Below are 17,575 nucleotides of genomic sequence, written 5' to 3' on the forward strand. Positions count from 1 at the left end.
TGCTTTATTGCGTCCACTCCTTCCAGCGATATAACGAAATAACATGATGTTACCTTATGACAGTTATCTCAGTTTCTGGGGAATTAGCTTATTTGCCGTCACAGCAACCTGAAATTTATTGGGTATAACTGATTTCATCCAGCAGTCTGGTTACCCATTGCTAATCAAATTGATTTGATTATTGACGGGCTAACCTTCCTATTGCTGGAGTAAATTCTTCGTTACTGCGCCACGGATTGATATCCAACCCTCCCCGGCGGGTATAACGTGCATAAACAGTGAGTTTTTCAGGCACGCATAATGTCATTAAGTCATTGAAAATACGCTCGACACATTGTTCATGAAATTCATTGTGATGGCGGAAAGAAACTAAGTAGCGCAATAACTTTTCCTGATCGATTCTGGCGCCTTTATAGTGGATCATGACAGATCCCCAGTCTGGCTGATTAGTGATCAGGCAGTTTGATTTTAGCAAATGACTCACTAAAGTTTCTTCAACAATAGGGCCAATGGCTGCATTGTTAAGATAATCGCGACTGAACTGATAATCATCAATTTCAATATCCTGATTATCGATACATTTTCCTGTAAATTCGGCAATTGGCTGCTGACTGAAGTTGTGGAGGGGATGTAAGACAACGTCGATATTGCCATTGGCACACGCAGATAAATCCTGTTGCAGCGTTTTTTGTACGGTTTCCCAATCAGCAAAGCGGGTTTGGTTAAAACTATTCAAATAAAGCTTAAAGCTTTTTGATTCGATAAGGTTTTCGCTGGTGGCATCCAGACTGACATGACCAATAGCAACTTGAGGAACACCGCGTGCGTTGAGCCAGGAAAGTTCGTACATCGTCCAGATATCGGCACCATGAAAAGGAATACTTTCAGGGAATAGTCCAAGCGGTTCACGGTTCATGCTGCGGGGAACCGCTTGCAGTAAAGTCGGATCGTAGTTGTCGCGGTAGGGAGTGGGTTTACCTAACGTGAGTTGAGCGAGTGCCTGATTATCCTGATATAAAGACATTAAGATTCCTTAAAATTGGTAAATCATTATGTTTGAGGTAGACCGTAGTTTATCAAGGAATCCTGAATGGTCGTATTTTTATTGTGCATTATTCTCCGTACTCATCGAGCCATTTTAGCGCTGCTTCTGCAAGGCTAAGCCTTTTTTCTTCAATAGATGTACTGTAGTCTCGTGACTTACCATCAATTGTGCGGGTAATCAAATGACGTTTATATCGTTCTGGCAGGGTTTCTCTTTTTTTTCTCCATACTTTTATGGTCATACCCAATGGATTTCAGATGCGGCATGATGATAAGGAAGTTAAATCCCAGAAAGCATAATTCATGATGTGGTTGCCATGTCATTGTGAAGCATCGTGTAACTAACGAAATTATAATTTGAAAGCCTATGGATATAGTAGATATAAAAATATATCTACTATTTGTTAAGATGCCTTTATTCAGAAAGTAATTTATCTAATAATGGCGATCTGAATATGTGATGTGGATCGTATTTCTTCAATGCAGAAATTGTTGAAACCCAATTGTTATCGGCAGGCAATCCATCAGTGAATGAAGCTGGAATTATTTTGGTTAAAACTTCTTTATCTTCCCACGCAACGTTGGTGCCATAAGCCCAACCTTTACTCCATTCAACACGGGCTGAGGCATAAGAACCCTCAAATTCTTTAAATAGCCACTGTTCAAATTGGCGGCAAAATTCAATGGCATAAGGTGTGTTTGGAAAGGTCAATATATCGAGCCAGACTGCAACATCCCATTCAGGCTGATCTAAACGGGGACGGATTGCAGATAAACTGGGAACAACCGCCTTTTCATGTAGGACGTCGGCAGGATCATCTAATCCAGTGACTCTGATTTCAATAGGGCCATTGATGGGATATCGCCCCTGATTTGCAAATTCACGCATTAATTTTTGCCATTCGGTATAAAATTCATTCAAAACGCGCTGGATATCAGCACGGCGCGTTAATACCGCATAGCCATTTGCTGTAACACGCAGTGTTGTGGGTTTCACATACAGCAATAGGTTTTTACTCCAACCCCAAATATCTTTTCCATGGCCTTGTAAAGCGGTATTTGCCAGTTGATATTGCATCTCACCGACCAGAGGCGTTATTGCAGGGAAACCGGAAAGAATGTCATCCACGATATTCGATATGGCTGGTGAGATATTATCGGAAAATGGATAGTTATAGGGTGTTTTAACCTCAACGCTGGCAGCCGGTTTGGTTGGTGCCACACTCCAGACTTTTAACCATGGGAGGTTTGTGAAAGGAAATAAAATAATCTCAGCCCGACCGCTTTTATTTAGAAAATGACTAAAAGTTCGATTGCTTTCTGGAAATTCGGCATCGGCAAATAATTCCGCCGCTGAGATATTAGTGAAGCTTTGGCAGCGTAAGCGTTGATTTTTACCAGACTGAAACTGGACTTCTAAAATCAGGGAACAACCTAAGTGAGTTAATAGTGGTGCACAATTTGGATCACTTCGCTCAAAATGCTTGATAGTATATTGCTGGTTTTCTGCATCCCACACAACAGCAGACAGGGACAATATTGTGTTACTCAGAGAGCCATATGTGTGCCCGGGAAGTGGCGTTTCGTCCACTGCTTTAATGGCAGTTCCATGCCCGCCTATCGCGAGAACGCCCCCTAATGTTAAATCACCGGGAGCTGGTGTTGCGGTGAAACCAAGATTTTGATCCTCCATTTGAGTCATTAGTGTTTCCATCAATATACCCGTTTGTGCGGTTACGATAGAAAATTGGGAACGGTGTTCGATATTGACGTGAGTAAAATGCTCAGAGAGATCCATCAACATAATACGATTTTTGAAGCTTTGCCCTGATTCCAGGATCAATGGTGACCAATTATGAGATTGTCCGACAATTCTTAGCTTATAATTTTCCTTCCATGCCCAATTGACGACTGAAATAACCTCTTCAGCAGAACGAGGTATACAGCATGGTACATTGTGAGCCTGAACTTCTCCTGACCAATTTTTAAAGTTTAAATTTTTCCAGATAATATGGTCAGGAAAATGAGGCAAGTGATATTCTGGCTCAGTAATAATGTTATCTTGTAAGTAATTTTCATCTTGTCGATTTATATCTGATGTGGTCATTATTTGTCACCTTAATTTTTATTTTGTGAGTTTTGGGTTCTTTAATATGAATTTAAAACTAAATCCGTTTATTACGGGATTATTTACTATGAACATTAAAAGGTCATTCCGCCTTTAGGCAGTGGGGATCATCTGTTAATATTTATTTTATCTCTGATATGTACTTGATGCGATATGGATGACATATAGTCGTCATTAAATGCTTTAAATTTCAGACTTGTGAAGAAATTCAGAAAACATAAATTTTGTTGAAATTAAATAATATGGGTTAATGATGAGGATAATAGAAAGTTTTATAGGTCAGATACGAAAATGATCTCATTTTTAGCATTTATTGGAATAGATGACAGGTATTCAGATGAAGGAAGTCATATCAACACTTTTTCATAACAATGGTAACTTTCATAACAATGGTAACATCACTCTTCGGTTGTTATTTTGCTAAAAAACGTATAGGAATAAGTAGGATAACATTATAAACCTGAAAATGATGGATGATATAATCATATGACCTTTAATGTGACAGAAGCTAATGTGACAGAAGCTCTCTCTGGCTTCACCCAACGCTATGTTGAATTGTGGCAAGAGAAGACAGGTTTTCCGCCAGCCAGCAGTGATCTGTATGGCATACCTTCACCCTGTATTGAACGTACCGGAGATGGTGTAGTGCATTGGCTTCCCCAGCCGTTTTCTGTCCGGGAAAAACTCCAGAAGGTCGAAACAGCGCTGGATATTTGTTTGCAAAGTGCTATCCATGATTACTATGTGACGCAACTTGCGGGTGATATGACGGCCAGTTTTGAAGGGCAGAATTTCAGTTTGATTCAGGTATGGAGTGAAGATGATTTTATTCGGTTACAGGAAAACCTAATTGGTCATCTTGTCACACAGAAGCGGTTAAAGCTCTCACCAACCGTATTTATTGGCACGACTGATTCTGATATGGGGCTGATTTCTGTATGTAATCTGACCGGCCAGGTGATTCTGGAGCAGTTTGGCAGTAACGAGAGGACAATGTTATCTGCAAATCTGGCAAGTTTCCTTTCAGTTATCAATCCCGTTGTGTGCAGTTAGTTGCAGATGTGTGCAGTCACTTGCAGATATTAGTTTGATCTTTTGTAAGAGATATCTCACATGGTGCGTGAGATATTTCTTTTAATCACAAAGTGAATATTAGCGCGTGAAATTATTTCTATTTTATATCAATATCATACAGAATGTGACAGCAGTATCCTTTTTACCATCGTACTGACGGTTCCTGTTCGGTTGCTTGTTCCAACCGCCCAAATCATAGATCCTTTTACTGTTCCGTAAGGGATCACAGCAAAACAATAACCAGGGAATAAACCCATCGGGAAGATGGTTCAGGGAAGGTCAGGTAGAGGCAGGATCGCCAAATGCCATTATCGCCGGATACTATCAGTATAATAATTGAGCAGTACAACGATTAAGTAAAGGATGACAGACAAGGAAGTATTTTTGTCAGGGAATGAGCAGGAAGCGATTGATTTAGCAGGATTGCTATGACAGATAAATTAAGAGGAGGGATTTTATCTCTCCTCTTTTTTTATCATCCTTAAACCATCTCTTGAAGGGGTGGTCATTGTTTCATTTTATCCTATCGCAAGTTTTCCGCTGAAATCGTATCAATGATACTCTTATGTTCTAATGACATGGTGGCAGCTTTTGTCATCTGAGCCACAGCTAAGCATCAGACGAAAAATCATGAGTATCGAGAAACAAATTCTAAATCAATTACAGTCCATTGAAGTCACCATGAAAGCGGTAGGCTTATGGCAGAATTATCCTCCTAAACCAGAATCTTTTGAAAGTACCGAGCCTTTTTCCATTGATACGATGTCAGCGGAAGAGTGGCTACAATGGGTATTAATTCCAAGAATGCGCGCCTTAATAGAACAAAAAGCCAACTTGCCGACGGCATTTTCGATCGCCCCGTATTTTGAGGAAGTTTATAAAGAAGAAACAGAACGTTATTTACCTTTACTTGAACACTTGCGAGCATTGGACAACCTGTTTATGCAGGACATTTGATATGCTGGATATTATTTATCAGGACGAACATCTTGTTGCAGTTAATAAGCCTGCGGGTTGGTTAGTCCATCGCAGTTGGCTGGCGCGCCATGAAACTGTTTTTGTGATGCAGACGCTGCGCGATCAAATAGGGCAGCATGTTTTTCCTGTCCATCGTTTGGACAGGCCGACATCTGGTGTCTTATTAATGGCGCTTTCAAGTGAAGTGGCCAGAACACTTGCACAACAATTTGAATTCCACGATATACAAAAAACGTATCATGCTGTTGTGCGGGGTTATGTTGAAGGTGATGATATTATCGACTACGCCTTAATGGAACAGTTGGACAAAATTGCGGATAAATTTGCTGATCCAGACCGGGAAGCACAGTCAGCAATTACGCATTACCGTTCATTGGCAAAAGTTGAGTGTCCGGTTGAAATAGGGCGTTACCCGACATCACGTTTCAGCCTGTTGGAGCTGATGCCCAAAACAGGTCGTAAGCATCAATTGCGACGTCATATGGCACATATTCGGCATCCCATCATCGGGGATACCACGCACGGCGATTTGCGGCAAAATCGAGGAGTTGCTAAATATTATCAGATTGGCAGATTAATGCTGCATGCCAGCCACCTTCGGCTCAAGCATCCCGTGACAGGAGAAGATCTTCTTTTAACCGCCCGGTGGGATCTATCGTGGCAGCATTTGCTTGAACAATTTGGCTGGCAGGGTATGGTGCCTGATTTGGAATGTTTAGCTACTCATAAATGTTTAACGACTCATAAATGAACGTAGTATCAAACCGATTAAAGAGATCAATATCTATGGCAAAGATTGGTATTTTCGTTGGTACAGTTTATGGCAATGCGCTGGCAGTTGCGGAAGAAGCACAGCAGATCCTCAGGCAGCAAGGGCATGAGGTTGAGATCTTTGAAGATGCAACCTTAGCGCAATGGCGAGAGTATCTGCAACAAATTGTTTTAGTTGTCACTTCGACGACAGGGCAAGGCGATCTGCCTGATAATATCCAGCCGCTTTATGTAGAGTTGAATGATAAGTTGGGCTATCAGCCCGATTTGCGTTATGGCGTAATTGCGCTGGGTGACAGCAGTTACGACACTTTCTGTGGTGGTGGTCGTACCTTTGATAAATTGTTACAGGAGCAGGGAGCCAAACGAATCGGGGATATGCTGCTGATTGATGCTATTGAGGTAGTTGAACCTGAGGTCTTCGCCCAGAACTGGATTGAGGAGTGGGGAACTTTGCTGTAGAAAAATGCGTTGTCACACCGCTTATACCTTTACCTTGGCTTGAAATGCAAGAGGATAAGCGGTGTTGTGACATTGCTGACGTGATTATTTACGGGTCAGCTTTTCCAAATCTGCTTCGATTTCTGCAATCTTATTGGCAACAACATGCTCAAGATGACGTAAGTCGTCGAGGATTTTGTGTTTCAAATCCACTTCGATCTGGTCACGTCTGCAAATTTGATCCAGCTCTTCGATCACATAACGCAGGTTGGTGTTGATCTCTTTGACTTCTTTGTAACCTTGCCCGGAATGATCGTCAGAGATGGTTTTCAACTGGCGTGGGTACTTAAATTTAACGCTCTTGGCGAAGAACTCGCCTTTGTCCTTGCGGAAATAAATCTTCAGAATGTCGTTGTTAGCTTCCTGACGGAGGCTATAGCGATCAATATCTTCAGGATGCGTGATCCCCAAACTTTTCAAATTATCGTACATAGCGCGTCACCTAGTCACCTAAATGAAATGGAAAAGGCAAAAGAAATAGTGGATTTATTATCCATTTCGTAATTGTTAAAAGTCAATCGGTTAATGGCGATTGAGGGGAGCTACACAAAAATTAGCGCAATGATGTCGCTTGAAACTCCCCATAAATATACATATGATCAGCTCATAATAATGACGGGGCCTTGATCGTGGATTATGAACATGGACTAGAGATCTTACTAGATCTTCATTGCCAATGAGTTAATAGGGATGATGGTTATTGGTGGGAAATATAAGGGTCGTATAGTATACGATCATATGCACAGAAACTCGCATGATAAAGGAGTACCACACGAGTTCATGTCACCTTATCAATTAATTGAAGACTTTTTTGCTAAAATTGACGAGGTCATAGCTGAGAGAGAATCTAGAGGTTAGTAAAATGAAAGCACTCATCGGCGTAATGAATGAAGAACTCATTCGTAAACGTATATTGGCAATAGCCAAAGGGGAATATAAACCACTTTCAGATGAACCCAAGGTCTGGTTTACCTCCATGATAGCGCTGGCTCAGGTGTTGAGTGAAAATAATATCGCTTTACTTCGTATGATGGATGAGCAGAAGCCAGAGACCATAGCCGAACTTTCCGGGCTTTCGGGGAGAAAACCTAGCAATTTATCAACTACGTTAAAAACACTTAATCGGCATGGTTTTGTTCGGTTGGAAAAAAATGGAAAAAATGTCAAACCAATTGCTTTATTTACCGATTTTGAAATAAAGATTGAACAGGATGTTACCGAAAGAATTATGAAAGCCTGCTCAAAAGGTAAAAAAGCTGCCTGAGATTGAATAAGTTCCGACTTTTTTCAGACCGCAGCAGCAAACCACCCGCTATAAGGAGGCTTGCTGCTATTTTTAATATTTAGTCAATATTTCTCAGTAATTCATTAATACCCACTTTGCCACGCGTTTTGGCATCAACCTTTTTCACGATAACGGCGCAATACAGGCTGTAGCTGCCATCTTTCGAAGGCAAATTACCGGAGACTACAACAGAGCCTGCTGGTACGCGGCCATAATGAATTTCGCCGGTCTCGCGATCATAGATTTTAGTGCTCTGACCGATGTAGACACCCATTGAGATCACAGAGCCTTCTTCCACGATAACGCCTTCCACGATTTCAGAACGGGCGCCGATAAAACAGTTATCTTCAATGATGGTCGGATTGGCTTGTAATGGTTCCAACACACCACCAATACCAACGCCGCCAGATAAATGAACATTTTTGCCGATCTGTGCACAAGAACCGACAGTTGCCCAAGTATCTACCATCGTACCTTCATCCACATAAGCACCAAGGTTGACGTAAGATGGCATTAACACAGTGTTACGGGCGATATATGCACCCTGACGGACAGCCGCAGGAGGGACGACACGGAATCCTTCTTTTTCGAAACGAGCCTGATCATAATCAGCAAATTTCATGGGTACTTTGTCGAAATAGCGGCTTTCAGCGCCTTCCATGACTTGGTTGTCATTAATGCGGAAGGAGAGCAACACGGCTTTTTTCAGCCATTGGTGAGTGACCCATTGCCCATCGATCTTTTCAGCGACGCGCAGTTTGCCGTTATCGAGCATCTGGATGACTTGATTAATAGCATCACGCGTCGTTCCATCAACGGTAGCGGGTGTGATGTTTACGCGATTTTCAAACGCACTTTCGATAGTAGCTTGTAATTGCTGCATAATTATGCGGTTCCTAATTTCTGTTAAGAGAATTTTGCTATAGTTTATCCCGTGTGTTGAGGGCTTCTGTCAACCTTTCTGATAATTCATCCCTGATTTTTTTATGTAATGCGTTTTGATCTTTATCTGCCAGTACAAAAAAATCTTCAACTTGTTCACCAATAGTAGTAATGCGCGCACCATGTAAGGAAACACCCAATTCAGCGAAAATATTGCCTACCCGTGCCAATAATCCGGGCTGATCTAACGCAATTAATTCCATATAGGAGCGACGAACATTTTTTGTTGGCAAAAAACTCACTTTGGTTGGCACATTGAAATGACGTAATTTAGAAGGCAGGCTACGCGCTTTTGGTACTTTAGGATGAGGATCATTCACGACTTTCAGTAAGGCTCGACGGATAGGTTCGTGGCGATCAAGAGACAATGGATGACCATTAGGTTCCAAAACGATAAATGTATCCATCGCCATCCCATCACGATTAGTGAAGATTTGGGCATCATGAACACTTAAATTGCGCCGGTCCAATTCCCCGACAACGGCAGCGAAGAGAGAAGGCCTGTCTTGGCACCAAATAAAAATTTCTGTGCCGCCGTGAGAAAAAGCGGTGCTGATCAGAACCATTGGTTCCGCAGAGAAAGGGTGGATAAGATGGCTGGCATGCCAGGCTAATTGATCGGGACTGTGACGTAAAAAATAATCGGCATGGCAGCGGCCCCAGATATAATGTAATCGTTCTTCGTCAATATTTTCTTGCCGCAGCAGAGCTAATGCCTGTAATCGGTTGTTACGGACACGCTCCCGTAAATCAGGCGTATTCTGAATGCCTTGGCGCAATTGGGCTTCAGTGGCGAAATAGAGTTCACGTATCAAGCTTTGCTTCCAACTATTCCAAAGTTTGGCATTCGTCGCGCAGATATCAGCAACGGTCAGGCAGACCAAATGATTTAAGCGATTTTGATTTTTGACCACACTGGCAAATTGCTGGATAACCTCAGGATCTTGAATATCCCGCCGCTGGGCAGTGACTGACATCAGCAAATGGTCGCGAACCAGCCATTCCACTAATTCTGCTTCGCGGTTTGTCAGGCCATGCTGTTGTGCGAATAAGTAAGCATCTTTGGCCCCAAGTTCAGAATGGTCGCCATTGCGCCCTTTGGCGATATCGTGGAAAAAAGCCGCCAGCCGCAAGAGTTCTGGCTGAAGAAGGCGTGGGTAAAGCTCGACACATAGGGGGTGGATCACGCGGTTGTTTTCGTCAGCAAAGCTTTCCAGTTTTTGCAGTACCCGAATGGTATGTTCGTCAACTGTATACGCATGAAAAAGGTCAAATTGCATCTGGCCGACAATGTTGCTCCAATGCGGCATGTAAGCGCCTAGCACGCTATGCCGGTGCATCGGGAGCAGGGCGCTTCCGACTGCACGGGGATGGCGTAGAATATCCATGAAAATCTTTCGTGCTTCGGGCAAATCACACAAGGGGGTTGTCAGGTTTCTACGGGCATAGCGAAGCTGGCGCAATGTTGTGGAATAGATACCTTTGATTTCACGATGTTCAGCCATGTGATAAAACATTTTCAAAATTGACGTGGGATCACGGCTAAACAGTGTTTCATCAATTAAATCGATGAGGTTTCCTCGTAGCTGAAACTCAGCGTTCAAGGGACGCGGTTTTTCATTGGGCTGCAATGCCAGAATGGCCTCATCAAACAGTTGCAGCAGCATGTTATTCAGTTCACTGACACGACGGGTCATGCGATAGAAATCTTTCATCATCCGTTCGACAGGCTGATTGCGTTCACCTTCATAGCCAAGCAATTGGGCGACGCTGACCTGACGTTCAAACAACAGTCGATTATCATAGCGGGTAACGACCAAATGCAGTGCAAAACGGATACGCCAGAGAAAATTCTGGCATTCGTTCAATTCGTTGCGCTCTTCCTGAGTCAGGAAGCCAAAACCAACCATTTCATCTAACGATTTTGCCCCAAAATGGCGGTGAGCAACCCAGAGTAACGTGTGAATATCGCGTAATCCACCCGGGCTACTTTTGATATCAGGTTCCAGATTGTAACTGGTGCCGTGATAACGCTGATGACGTTCTTGTTGCTCAGTGAGCTTAGCTGAGAAAAATCGGGCTGATGGCCAGAAATCATCACTGAAAATATATTTCTGCAAGCGCAGAAATAGAGGTAAGTCCCCATCAATTAAACGGGCTTCAATGAGGTTTGTGGCAATAGTCAGATCGGCAAGCCCTTTTTGTTTACACTCTTCGAACGTTCTGACACTGTGGCCCACTTCCAGACGAATATCCCAGAGTAAAGTAATAAATTTTCCGATATGAGCGGATTGTTCTTCACTCAATGGAGATTCACTGAGAATCAGTAGATCAATATCGGAAAGAGGGTGCAACTCGCGGCGACCGTAGCCACCTACTGCAATCAGAGAAAGGGAGGCTATCTGGTCAAATCCCTGTTCCTGCCATAATCGTTTTAAAAGCTGATCAATATAGTCACTGCGAGCATAAATCAGTGCGTTCGGCGAAATGCCCGCCTTAAATGCCTGTTCAAGCCATAGCTGAAATTCATCAATATGTTGTTTCAGGGCAGGAAGTTGCAGATCGTTGTGGGAAAACTCCACAGGAGAAATGGGCGGAATGGGCGCTTGTGCTAAGGAAATATCGGCTGGCATATGCGGAAACCTATTATGAGAAAGCTCATGAGGAAACAAACCATAATGACCAGATTACTGAGAAACACGTGAGATGAACAGGGATTATTGCCAGAGAATGAAGTCCCTGCGGAGTGAGCAGGAGCTTCATTAATTAGGGGGATACCTGGCATCAAGGCTTTTATGCGTTCACCAGTACCGCAGAGATATGGGACTCTTCTTCTTTTCGCCATGTCATGATTTCACAGCCATTGTCGGTAACGACAATCGTATGCTCATACTGTGCAGACCAGCCACGATCTTTGGTCTTCACTGTCCAGCCATCTTTCATGGTACGGATGCGGAAATCACCTGCATTTACCATCGGCTCGATGGTGAATGCCATGCCTTTTTGCAGGACGACGCCACCATCATCGGCATCATAATGCAGAACGTGAGGTTCTTCGTGGAAGACCCTACCGATACCGTGGCCGCAGTATTCGCGGACAACAGAGTAATCATGACCTTCCACAAACTGCTGAATGGCTTTACCGATGCTACGCAGGCGAATACCCGGCTTAACCATTTTCAGGGCAAGATACAGGCTTTCCTGTGTCACACGGCACAGGCGTTCACCTTGAATGGTTGGTTTACCAACGATGAACATTTTGGAAGTATCACCGTGGAACTCTTCTTTGATAACAGTCACATCAATATTGACGATATCGCCTTCTTTCAGCACCTTGTCATCGCTTGGAATGCCATGACAAACCACGTCATTGACGGAGATACACACGGATTTAGGAAAACCGTGATAGCCCAGACAAGCTGAGATAGCTTGTTGCTTCCCGGTGATATGTTCGTGACAAATACGATCAAGTTCACCTGTGGTGACACCAGCCTTGATGTAAGGCTCAATCATTTCCAGAACTTCGGCTGCCAGACGTCCGGCAACACGCATCTTCTGAATGTCTTCTTCTGTTTTGATAGAAATAGCCATGAAATGGGTCCATTTAAGTCGGAAAATTGCCGACCACTTGATATTAACTAAGGAAAAATATTGTCAGTAATGGTATCAGCCCACCGAATGTCTGCCAATAACTGTTGGCTGACAGACTACCAGAAAGCAATAACAAATGTTGGAGTATGGTGGCGGTTTGTGGTATAAAGCGCGCCGGTATTCTGTGTAATTGTTTCTGATGTGATGCAGTTCGCAGGGATACTAAATAAACTCATTATGTGTAAATAACACACACGGATCGGCACATACACCGGGGTGCTCTAATGCGGTTAATTCATTGATATGAATCATCCGCAGTCAAAGAGTCGGTGTCATGGGATCTGTGGAGGCATAACCCCAATTAACTTTATAGAGGTCTAAAATGGCAACTGTTTCCATGCGCGATATGCTGCAAGCGGGCGTTCACTTCGGTCACCAGACTCGTTACTGGAACCCAAAAATGAAACCTTTCATCTTTGGTGCTCGTAACAAAGTTCATATCATCAATCTGGAAAAAACTGTTCCAATGTTCAACGATGCACTGGCAGAGCTGAACAAAATCGCTTCCCGTAAAGGTAAAATTCTGTTTGTTGGCACCAAGCGTGCTGCTAGCGAAGCAGTAAAAGAAGCAGCACTGAGCTGTGACCAATACTTCGTTAACCACCGTTGGTTAGGTGGTATGCTGACTAACTGGAAAACTGTTCGTCAGTCAATCAAGCGTTTGAAAGATCTGGAAGTTCAGTCTCAGGACGGTACTTTTGACAAGCTGACCAAGAAAGAAGCGCTGATGCGTACTCGTGAGCTTGGCAAACTGGAAAACAGCCTGGGTGGTATCAAAGACATGGGCGGCCTGCCTGATGCTCTGTTCGTTATCGATGCTGAACATGAACACATCGCTATCAAAGAAGCCAACAACCTGGGTATCCCAGTATTCGCTATCGTTGATACCAACTCTGATCCAGATGGCGTTGATTTCATCATTCCTGGTAACGACGACGCAATCCGTGCAGTAAAACTGTACCTGACCGCTGCAGCTACCGCTGTTCGTGAAGGTCGTTCTCAAGATCTGGCTGTTCAGGCTGAAGAAGGTCTTGTAGACGCTGAATAATAAGGCATGCTCAATTCTTGAGCCCTTATTGACCAGGTATTGAAATATATTGGTTAGGGGGCCTGTCACGGCCCCCTTTACATATCTGATATAGAACTATCCCCGCGGAATATTATCTTCCCGCGAGACACATCGAGGAATAAAACAAATGGCTGACATTACCGCTGCTCTGGTAAAAGAACTGCGTGAGCGTACTGGCGCAGGCATGATGGAATGTAAAAAAGCACTGGTTGAAGCAAATGGTGATATCGAACTGGCTATCGATAACATGCGTAAATCAGGTCAGGCAAAAGCGGCTAAGAAAGCAGGCCGTGTTGCTGCTGAAGGTGTTATCCTGGTTGAAGTTGCTGCTGATGCTAAATTCGCAGGTATCGTTGAATTGAACTGTGAAACTGACTTCGTTGCTAAAGACGCAGGCTTCCTGGCGTTTGGTAAAGAAGTTATTGCTTCCGTTATGGCTGACAAAAACGCTGACATCGAAGCTCTGAAAGCGAAGTTCGAAGAACAGCGTGCTACTCTGGTAGCGAAAATCGGTGAAAACATCAACATCCGTCGTGTTGAAATTCTGGAAGGCGAAGCTGTAGGTTCTTACCTGCACGGTGCTCGCATTGGTGTTCTGGTTGCTGCTGAAGGCGCAAGCGAAGAGCTGATCAAGCACATCGCAATGCACGTTGCTGCAAGCAAACCAGAATATGTAAACCCAACTGACGTTCCTGCTGACGTTGTTGAGCGTGAACACCAGATCCAGTTGGACATCGCAATGCAGTCTGGTAAGCCTCGCGAAATCGCAGAGAAAATGGTTTCTGGCCGTATGAACAAATTCACCGGCGAAATCTCTCTGACTGGTCAGAACTTCGTGATGGATCCAAGCAAATCTGTTGGCGATCTGCTGAAAGAAAACAATGCTAAAGTAATCAACTTCATCCGCTTCGAAGTTGGTGAAGGTATTGAGAAAGTTGAAGCTGATTTCGCAGCAGAAGTTGCTGCAATGAGTAAACAGTCTTAATTTTCTTAAACGGAGCCGCCGATTGGCGGTTCTGTTTTATCTCGACATGAGTTTTTTACATCTGGGCTGAATAGTGCGTGGATGTGTAGTAATTGAATAAACCGTAATAAATCCTCAATAATCCTTATCTGCTTAGGACTGAACACCATGGCAACCAATGCAAAACCCGTATATCAGAGAATCCTGCTTAAGCTCAGTGGAGAAGCCCTGCAAGGCGAAGAAGGTTTTGGTATCGACGCTAGAGTCTTAGACCGCATGGCTCAGGAAATCAAAGAACTGGTTGAGCTGGGTATTCAGGTCGGTGTCGTTATTGGAGGAGGTAACCTGTTTCGTGGCGCAGGCTTGGCACAAGCAGGTATGAACCGTGTAGTAGGCGATCACATGGGCATGTTGGCGACCGTGATGAACGGCTTGGCGATGCGTGATGCGTTGCACCGCGCCTATGTGAACGCTCGTTTGATGTCTGCCATTCCATTGAATGGTGTGTGTGACAACTATAGCTGGGCTGAGGCGATCAGCTTACTGCGTCACGGTCGCGTTGTTATTTTCTCTGCGGGAACTGGTAACCCGTTCTTTACAACTGATTCCGCTGCATGTCTGCGTGGCATTGAAATTGAAGCGGATGTTGTGTTAAAAGCAACCAAAGTTGATGGCGTTTATTCCGCTGATCCTGAGAAAGATCCTGAAGCAGAACTCTACCACGAGCTGGCATATCAGGAAGTATTAGAGCGTGAATTGAAAGTGATGGATCTGGCGGCCTTTACGTTGGCTCGTGACCATAACCTGCCAATTCGTGTTTTTAATATGAACAAACCAGGCGCACTTCGTCGTGTTGTGATGGGGGAAAATGAAGGTACGCTGATTTCTAACAACTGATTTTCATAATTCATGCTCAGAGACACCGATGAAGTTTGACGGTATGATCAGCGACCTGATGCGCCAAATTTAATGACACAGGGCCACTTATTCATTAGCGTATTTGATGCGATATTTGCTCATTACGCATTTGGCCTAAAAAATAACATCTCCCAAGGGTTTGTAACGTGATTAATGAAATCAAAAAAGACGCACAAGACCGCATGGAAAAAAGCGTCGAAGCACTGAAAAACCAAATCAGCAAGGTTCGTACTGGCCGTGCTTCTCCTAGTCTGTTGGATGGAATCAGCGTTGAATATTATGGCGCTGCGACTCCACTGCGTCAGATTGCAAACGTCGTTGCAGAAGATGCACGTACTTTAGCGATCACCGTATTTGACCGTTCTATGACTGCGGCTATTGAAAAAGCAATTATGGCTTCTGATCTGGGTCTGAACCCATCTTCTGCCGGAACCATTATCCGTGTCCCACTGCCACCACTGACAGAAGAACGCCGTAAGGATCTCATTAAGGTTGTTCGTGGCGAAGCGGAGCAGGGTCGTGTTTCTATCCGTAATATTCGTCGTGATGCTAATGATAAGGTCAAAGCATTGCTGAAAGATAAAGAAATCAGTGAAGATGAAGAGCGTCGTTCACAAGATGATATTCAGAAACTGACTGATAGCTTCATTAAGAAGGTTGATGAAGCACTGGCAAATAAAGAAGCCGAATTGATGGACTTCTAATTGCTAATGCAGGAATACAACTCATAAGCACAACGCCGCAATTTTTGCGGCGTTGTGCTTATTCTTGATATTACACTTCGTATCACATTTCTTTCTCAAGCGATGGACATAGCGATCTGTACCGCTCAAACTATTGTAATTTTATATCAGTAGTCTATTCAGAGTATCAAAATGAAACGGTTAACTATTCTTGGCTCAACGGGTTCGATTGGGAAAAGTACGCTTTCTGTTGTCAGAAATAACCCAACAAAATTCAAGGTAGTCGCCCTTGCTGCCGGGAAAAATATTGAAGTTATGGCACAGCAGTGTCTGGAATTTAGCCCACAATATGCAGCGATGGAAGATGAGCAATCCGCAAAGGGGCTGCGCCGGTTATTGCAGGAACAGGGAAGTCAAACCGAAGTGTTGTTCGGTAAAGATGCTATTTGTGATTTAGCCGCACTGGAAGAAGTCGATCAAGTCATGTCTGCCATTGTTGGGGTGGCCGGGTTATTACCGACATTGGCGGCTATCCGTAAGGGAAAACAGGTTCTGTTAGCGAATAAAGAATCCCTGATTACCAGTGGGCGTCTGTTTATGGATGCTGTTGTCCAGCATAAAGCGCAACTGTTACCCATCGATAGTGAACATAATGCTATCTTTCAGAGCTTGCCGGAAGCGGTTCAACATAACCTCGGCAATGTAAATTTGAAGGATTATGGCATTTCCAGCATTATTCTGACAGGTTCCGGTGGGCCGTTCCGTAAAACGCCGTTAGAAACATTACCTCATGTTACGCCGGATGAAGCGTGTGCCCACCCTATTTGGTCAATGGGACGTAAAATTTCTGTTGATTCGGCTACCATGATGAACAAAGGGCTGGAATATATCGAGGCGCGTTACCTGTTCAATGCGTCTGCCGATGAAATGGAAGTATTGTTACATCCCCAGTCAGTCATCCATTCCATGGTTCGCTATCAGGATGGCAGCATCATTGCACAATTGGGAACGCAGGACATGTGTACTCCAATAGCCCATGCAATGGCTTATCCTAATCGTATCTCATCCGGCGCAAAACCATTGGATTTTACCGAGCTGAGCATGCTGACCTTCGAAGCCCTCGATTATCAACGCTACCCTTGTCTAAAATTGGCCATTGAAGCTTGTAATCAAGGCCAGGCGGCAACCACAGCCTTAAATGCAGCTAACGAAGAAACTGTTGATGTTTTTTTGAAAGATGGAATTCATTTCACAGATATCGCGACAATTAATCGCTTGGTCGTGGAAAAATTAAATTTATCTGAACCTCAAAGTATTGAAGAGGTCTTAGAAGTCGACAATACAGCACGGATCTTGGCGAGAGAAACCATCAGAATTTTTGCCAAATAGCGAATTTTGTTAATAAGTATGTGTTTGTTTGCGTTTTGGCAAATGATATAGTTCGCGGGTAAATTATAGTTGTTATAATAGCCAATTCAGTTAGTTGGTATCCGCGTTTCAATCGTGTATATCAAGGACAAAGGCTTTCATTCAGGCCGTGCCAGAAATAGCCGTGGTAGCCGTGATA

General features: G+C 43.7%; 17 protein-coding genes. 10 read left to right on the forward strand and 7 right to left on the reverse strand.

The genetic code is table 11. From position 1 onward, the window contains the following. Positions 1 to 178: 178 nt before the first annotated feature. The 3 genes from queF to Xmir_RS35510 form a co-directional block, all read right to left on the reverse strand. A complete protein-coding gene (queF, locus tag Xmir_RS35500) occupies positions 179 to 1,024 on the reverse strand; it encodes an NADPH-dependent 7-cyano-7-deazaguanine reductase QueF (RefSeq protein WP_099114030.1) in 846 nt (281 codons plus the stop codon). Between the two features lie 88 nt (positions 1,025 to 1,112). Beyond that, complete coding sequence (locus Xmir_RS35505; protein WP_167385959.1) at positions 1,113 to 1,286, reverse strand: YopJ family acetyltransferase; 174 nt, start codon at positions 1,284 to 1,286, stop codon at positions 1,113 to 1,115. Positions 1,287 to 1,459: 173 nt separating this feature from the next. Beyond that, positions 1,460 to 3,151 carry a cholesterol oxidase substrate-binding domain-containing protein gene (locus Xmir_RS35510; protein WP_099114031.1) on the reverse strand — a complete coding sequence of 564 codons (1,692 nt, stop codon included), beginning with the start codon at positions 3,149 to 3,151 and terminating at the stop codon, positions 1,460 to 1,462. Positions 3,152 to 3,658: 507 nt separating this feature from the next. On the opposite strand from Xmir_RS35510, the gene syd reads away from it, so the two are divergent. The 4 genes from syd (at position 3,659) to Xmir_RS35530 (ending at position 6,457) form a co-directional block, all read left to right on the forward strand. Further along, positions 3,659 to 4,225, forward strand: a complete 567-nt coding sequence (syd, locus tag Xmir_RS35515) for a SecY-interacting protein (protein WP_099114032.1) — start codon at positions 3,659 to 3,661, stop codon at positions 4,223 to 4,225. Between the two features lie 651 nt (positions 4,226 to 4,876). After that, a complete protein-coding gene (locus tag Xmir_RS35520; protein ID WP_099114033.1) occupies positions 4,877 to 5,203 on the forward strand; it encodes a YqcC family protein in 327 nt (108 codons plus the stop codon). A gap of 1 nt (position 5,204) precedes the next feature. After that, positions 5,205 to 5,975: a tRNA pseudouridine(65) synthase TruC gene (gene truC, locus Xmir_RS35525; RefSeq protein ID WP_099114034.1), complete on the forward strand. Its 771-nt coding sequence runs from the start codon at positions 5,205 to 5,207 to the stop codon at positions 5,973 to 5,975. A 35-nt stretch (positions 5,976 to 6,010) separates the two neighbouring features. Beyond that, entirely contained in the window at positions 6,011 to 6,457 is a 447-nt protein-coding gene (locus Xmir_RS35530; RefSeq protein ID WP_099114035.1) for a flavodoxin, read from the forward strand. Positions 6,458 to 6,541: 84 nt separating this feature from the next. Here Xmir_RS35530 and Xmir_RS35535 read toward each other — a convergent pair whose 3' ends face one another. Further along, a complete protein-coding gene (locus tag Xmir_RS35535) occupies positions 6,542 to 6,928 on the reverse strand; it encodes a DUF3461 family protein (protein WP_099114036.1) in 387 nt (128 codons plus the stop codon). Between the two features lie 430 nt (positions 6,929 to 7,358). Between Xmir_RS35535 and Xmir_RS35540 the strand changes: the two genes are divergently transcribed. Beyond that, on the forward strand, positions 7,359 to 7,760 hold the full coding sequence (locus Xmir_RS35540) for an HVO_A0114 family putative DNA-binding protein (protein WP_099114037.1): 402 nt from the start codon (positions 7,359 to 7,361) through the stop codon (positions 7,758 to 7,760). Between the two features lie 79 nt (positions 7,761 to 7,839). Here the strand turns inward: Xmir_RS35540 and dapD are convergent, their stop codons facing one another. The 3 genes from dapD to map all read right to left on the reverse strand — a co-directional run bounded on the left by dapD (position 7,840) and on the right by map (position 12,314). Further along, a complete protein-coding gene (dapD, locus tag Xmir_RS35545) occupies positions 7,840 to 8,664 on the reverse strand; it encodes a 2,3,4,5-tetrahydropyridine-2,6-dicarboxylate N-succinyltransferase (RefSeq protein WP_099114038.1) in 825 nt (274 codons plus the stop codon). Positions 8,665 to 8,701: 37 nt separating this feature from the next. Beyond that, the gene (gene glnD, locus Xmir_RS35550) at positions 8,702 to 11,356 is read right to left on the reverse strand and encodes a bifunctional uridylyltransferase/uridylyl-removing protein GlnD (RefSeq protein ID WP_099114039.1); all 2,655 of its coding nucleotides are present in this window, start codon (positions 11,354 to 11,356) and stop codon (positions 8,702 to 8,704) included. Positions 11,357 to 11,516: 160 nt separating this feature from the next. Beyond that, complete coding sequence (gene map, locus Xmir_RS35555; protein WP_099114040.1) at positions 11,517 to 12,314, reverse strand: type I methionyl aminopeptidase; 798 nt, start codon at positions 12,312 to 12,314, stop codon at positions 11,517 to 11,519. A gap of 382 nt (positions 12,315 to 12,696) precedes the next feature. Between map and rpsB the strand changes: the two genes are divergently transcribed. From rpsB to ispC, 5 genes are all read left to right on the forward strand, one after another. After that, positions 12,697 to 13,422, forward strand: coding sequence for a 30S ribosomal protein S2 (rpsB, locus tag Xmir_RS35560; protein WP_099114041.1), 726 nt, complete (start codon positions 12,697 to 12,699; stop codon positions 13,420 to 13,422). Between the two features lie 148 nt (positions 13,423 to 13,570). Then, positions 13,571 to 14,428 carry a translation elongation factor Ts gene (gene tsf, locus Xmir_RS35565; RefSeq protein ID WP_099114042.1) on the forward strand — a complete coding sequence of 286 codons (858 nt, stop codon included), beginning with the start codon at positions 13,571 to 13,573 and terminating at the stop codon, positions 14,426 to 14,428. A gap of 147 nt (positions 14,429 to 14,575) precedes the next feature. Further along, positions 14,576 to 15,304: a UMP kinase gene (gene pyrH, locus Xmir_RS35570; RefSeq protein WP_099114043.1), complete on the forward strand. Its 729-nt coding sequence runs from the start codon at positions 14,576 to 14,578 to the stop codon at positions 15,302 to 15,304. 167 nt (positions 15,305 to 15,471) lie between these two features. Further along, positions 15,472 to 16,029, forward strand: coding sequence for a ribosome recycling factor (gene frr, locus Xmir_RS35575; RefSeq protein ID WP_099114044.1), 558 nt, complete (start codon positions 15,472 to 15,474; stop codon positions 16,027 to 16,029). Between the two features lie 171 nt (positions 16,030 to 16,200). Beyond that, positions 16,201 to 17,397, forward strand: a complete 1,197-nt coding sequence (gene ispC / locus Xmir_RS35580) for a 1-deoxy-D-xylulose-5-phosphate reductoisomerase (protein ID WP_099114045.1) — start codon at positions 16,201 to 16,203, stop codon at positions 17,395 to 17,397. Positions 17,398 to 17,575: the final 178 nt, after the last annotated feature.

Source organism: Xenorhabdus miraniensis (assembly GCF_002632615.1).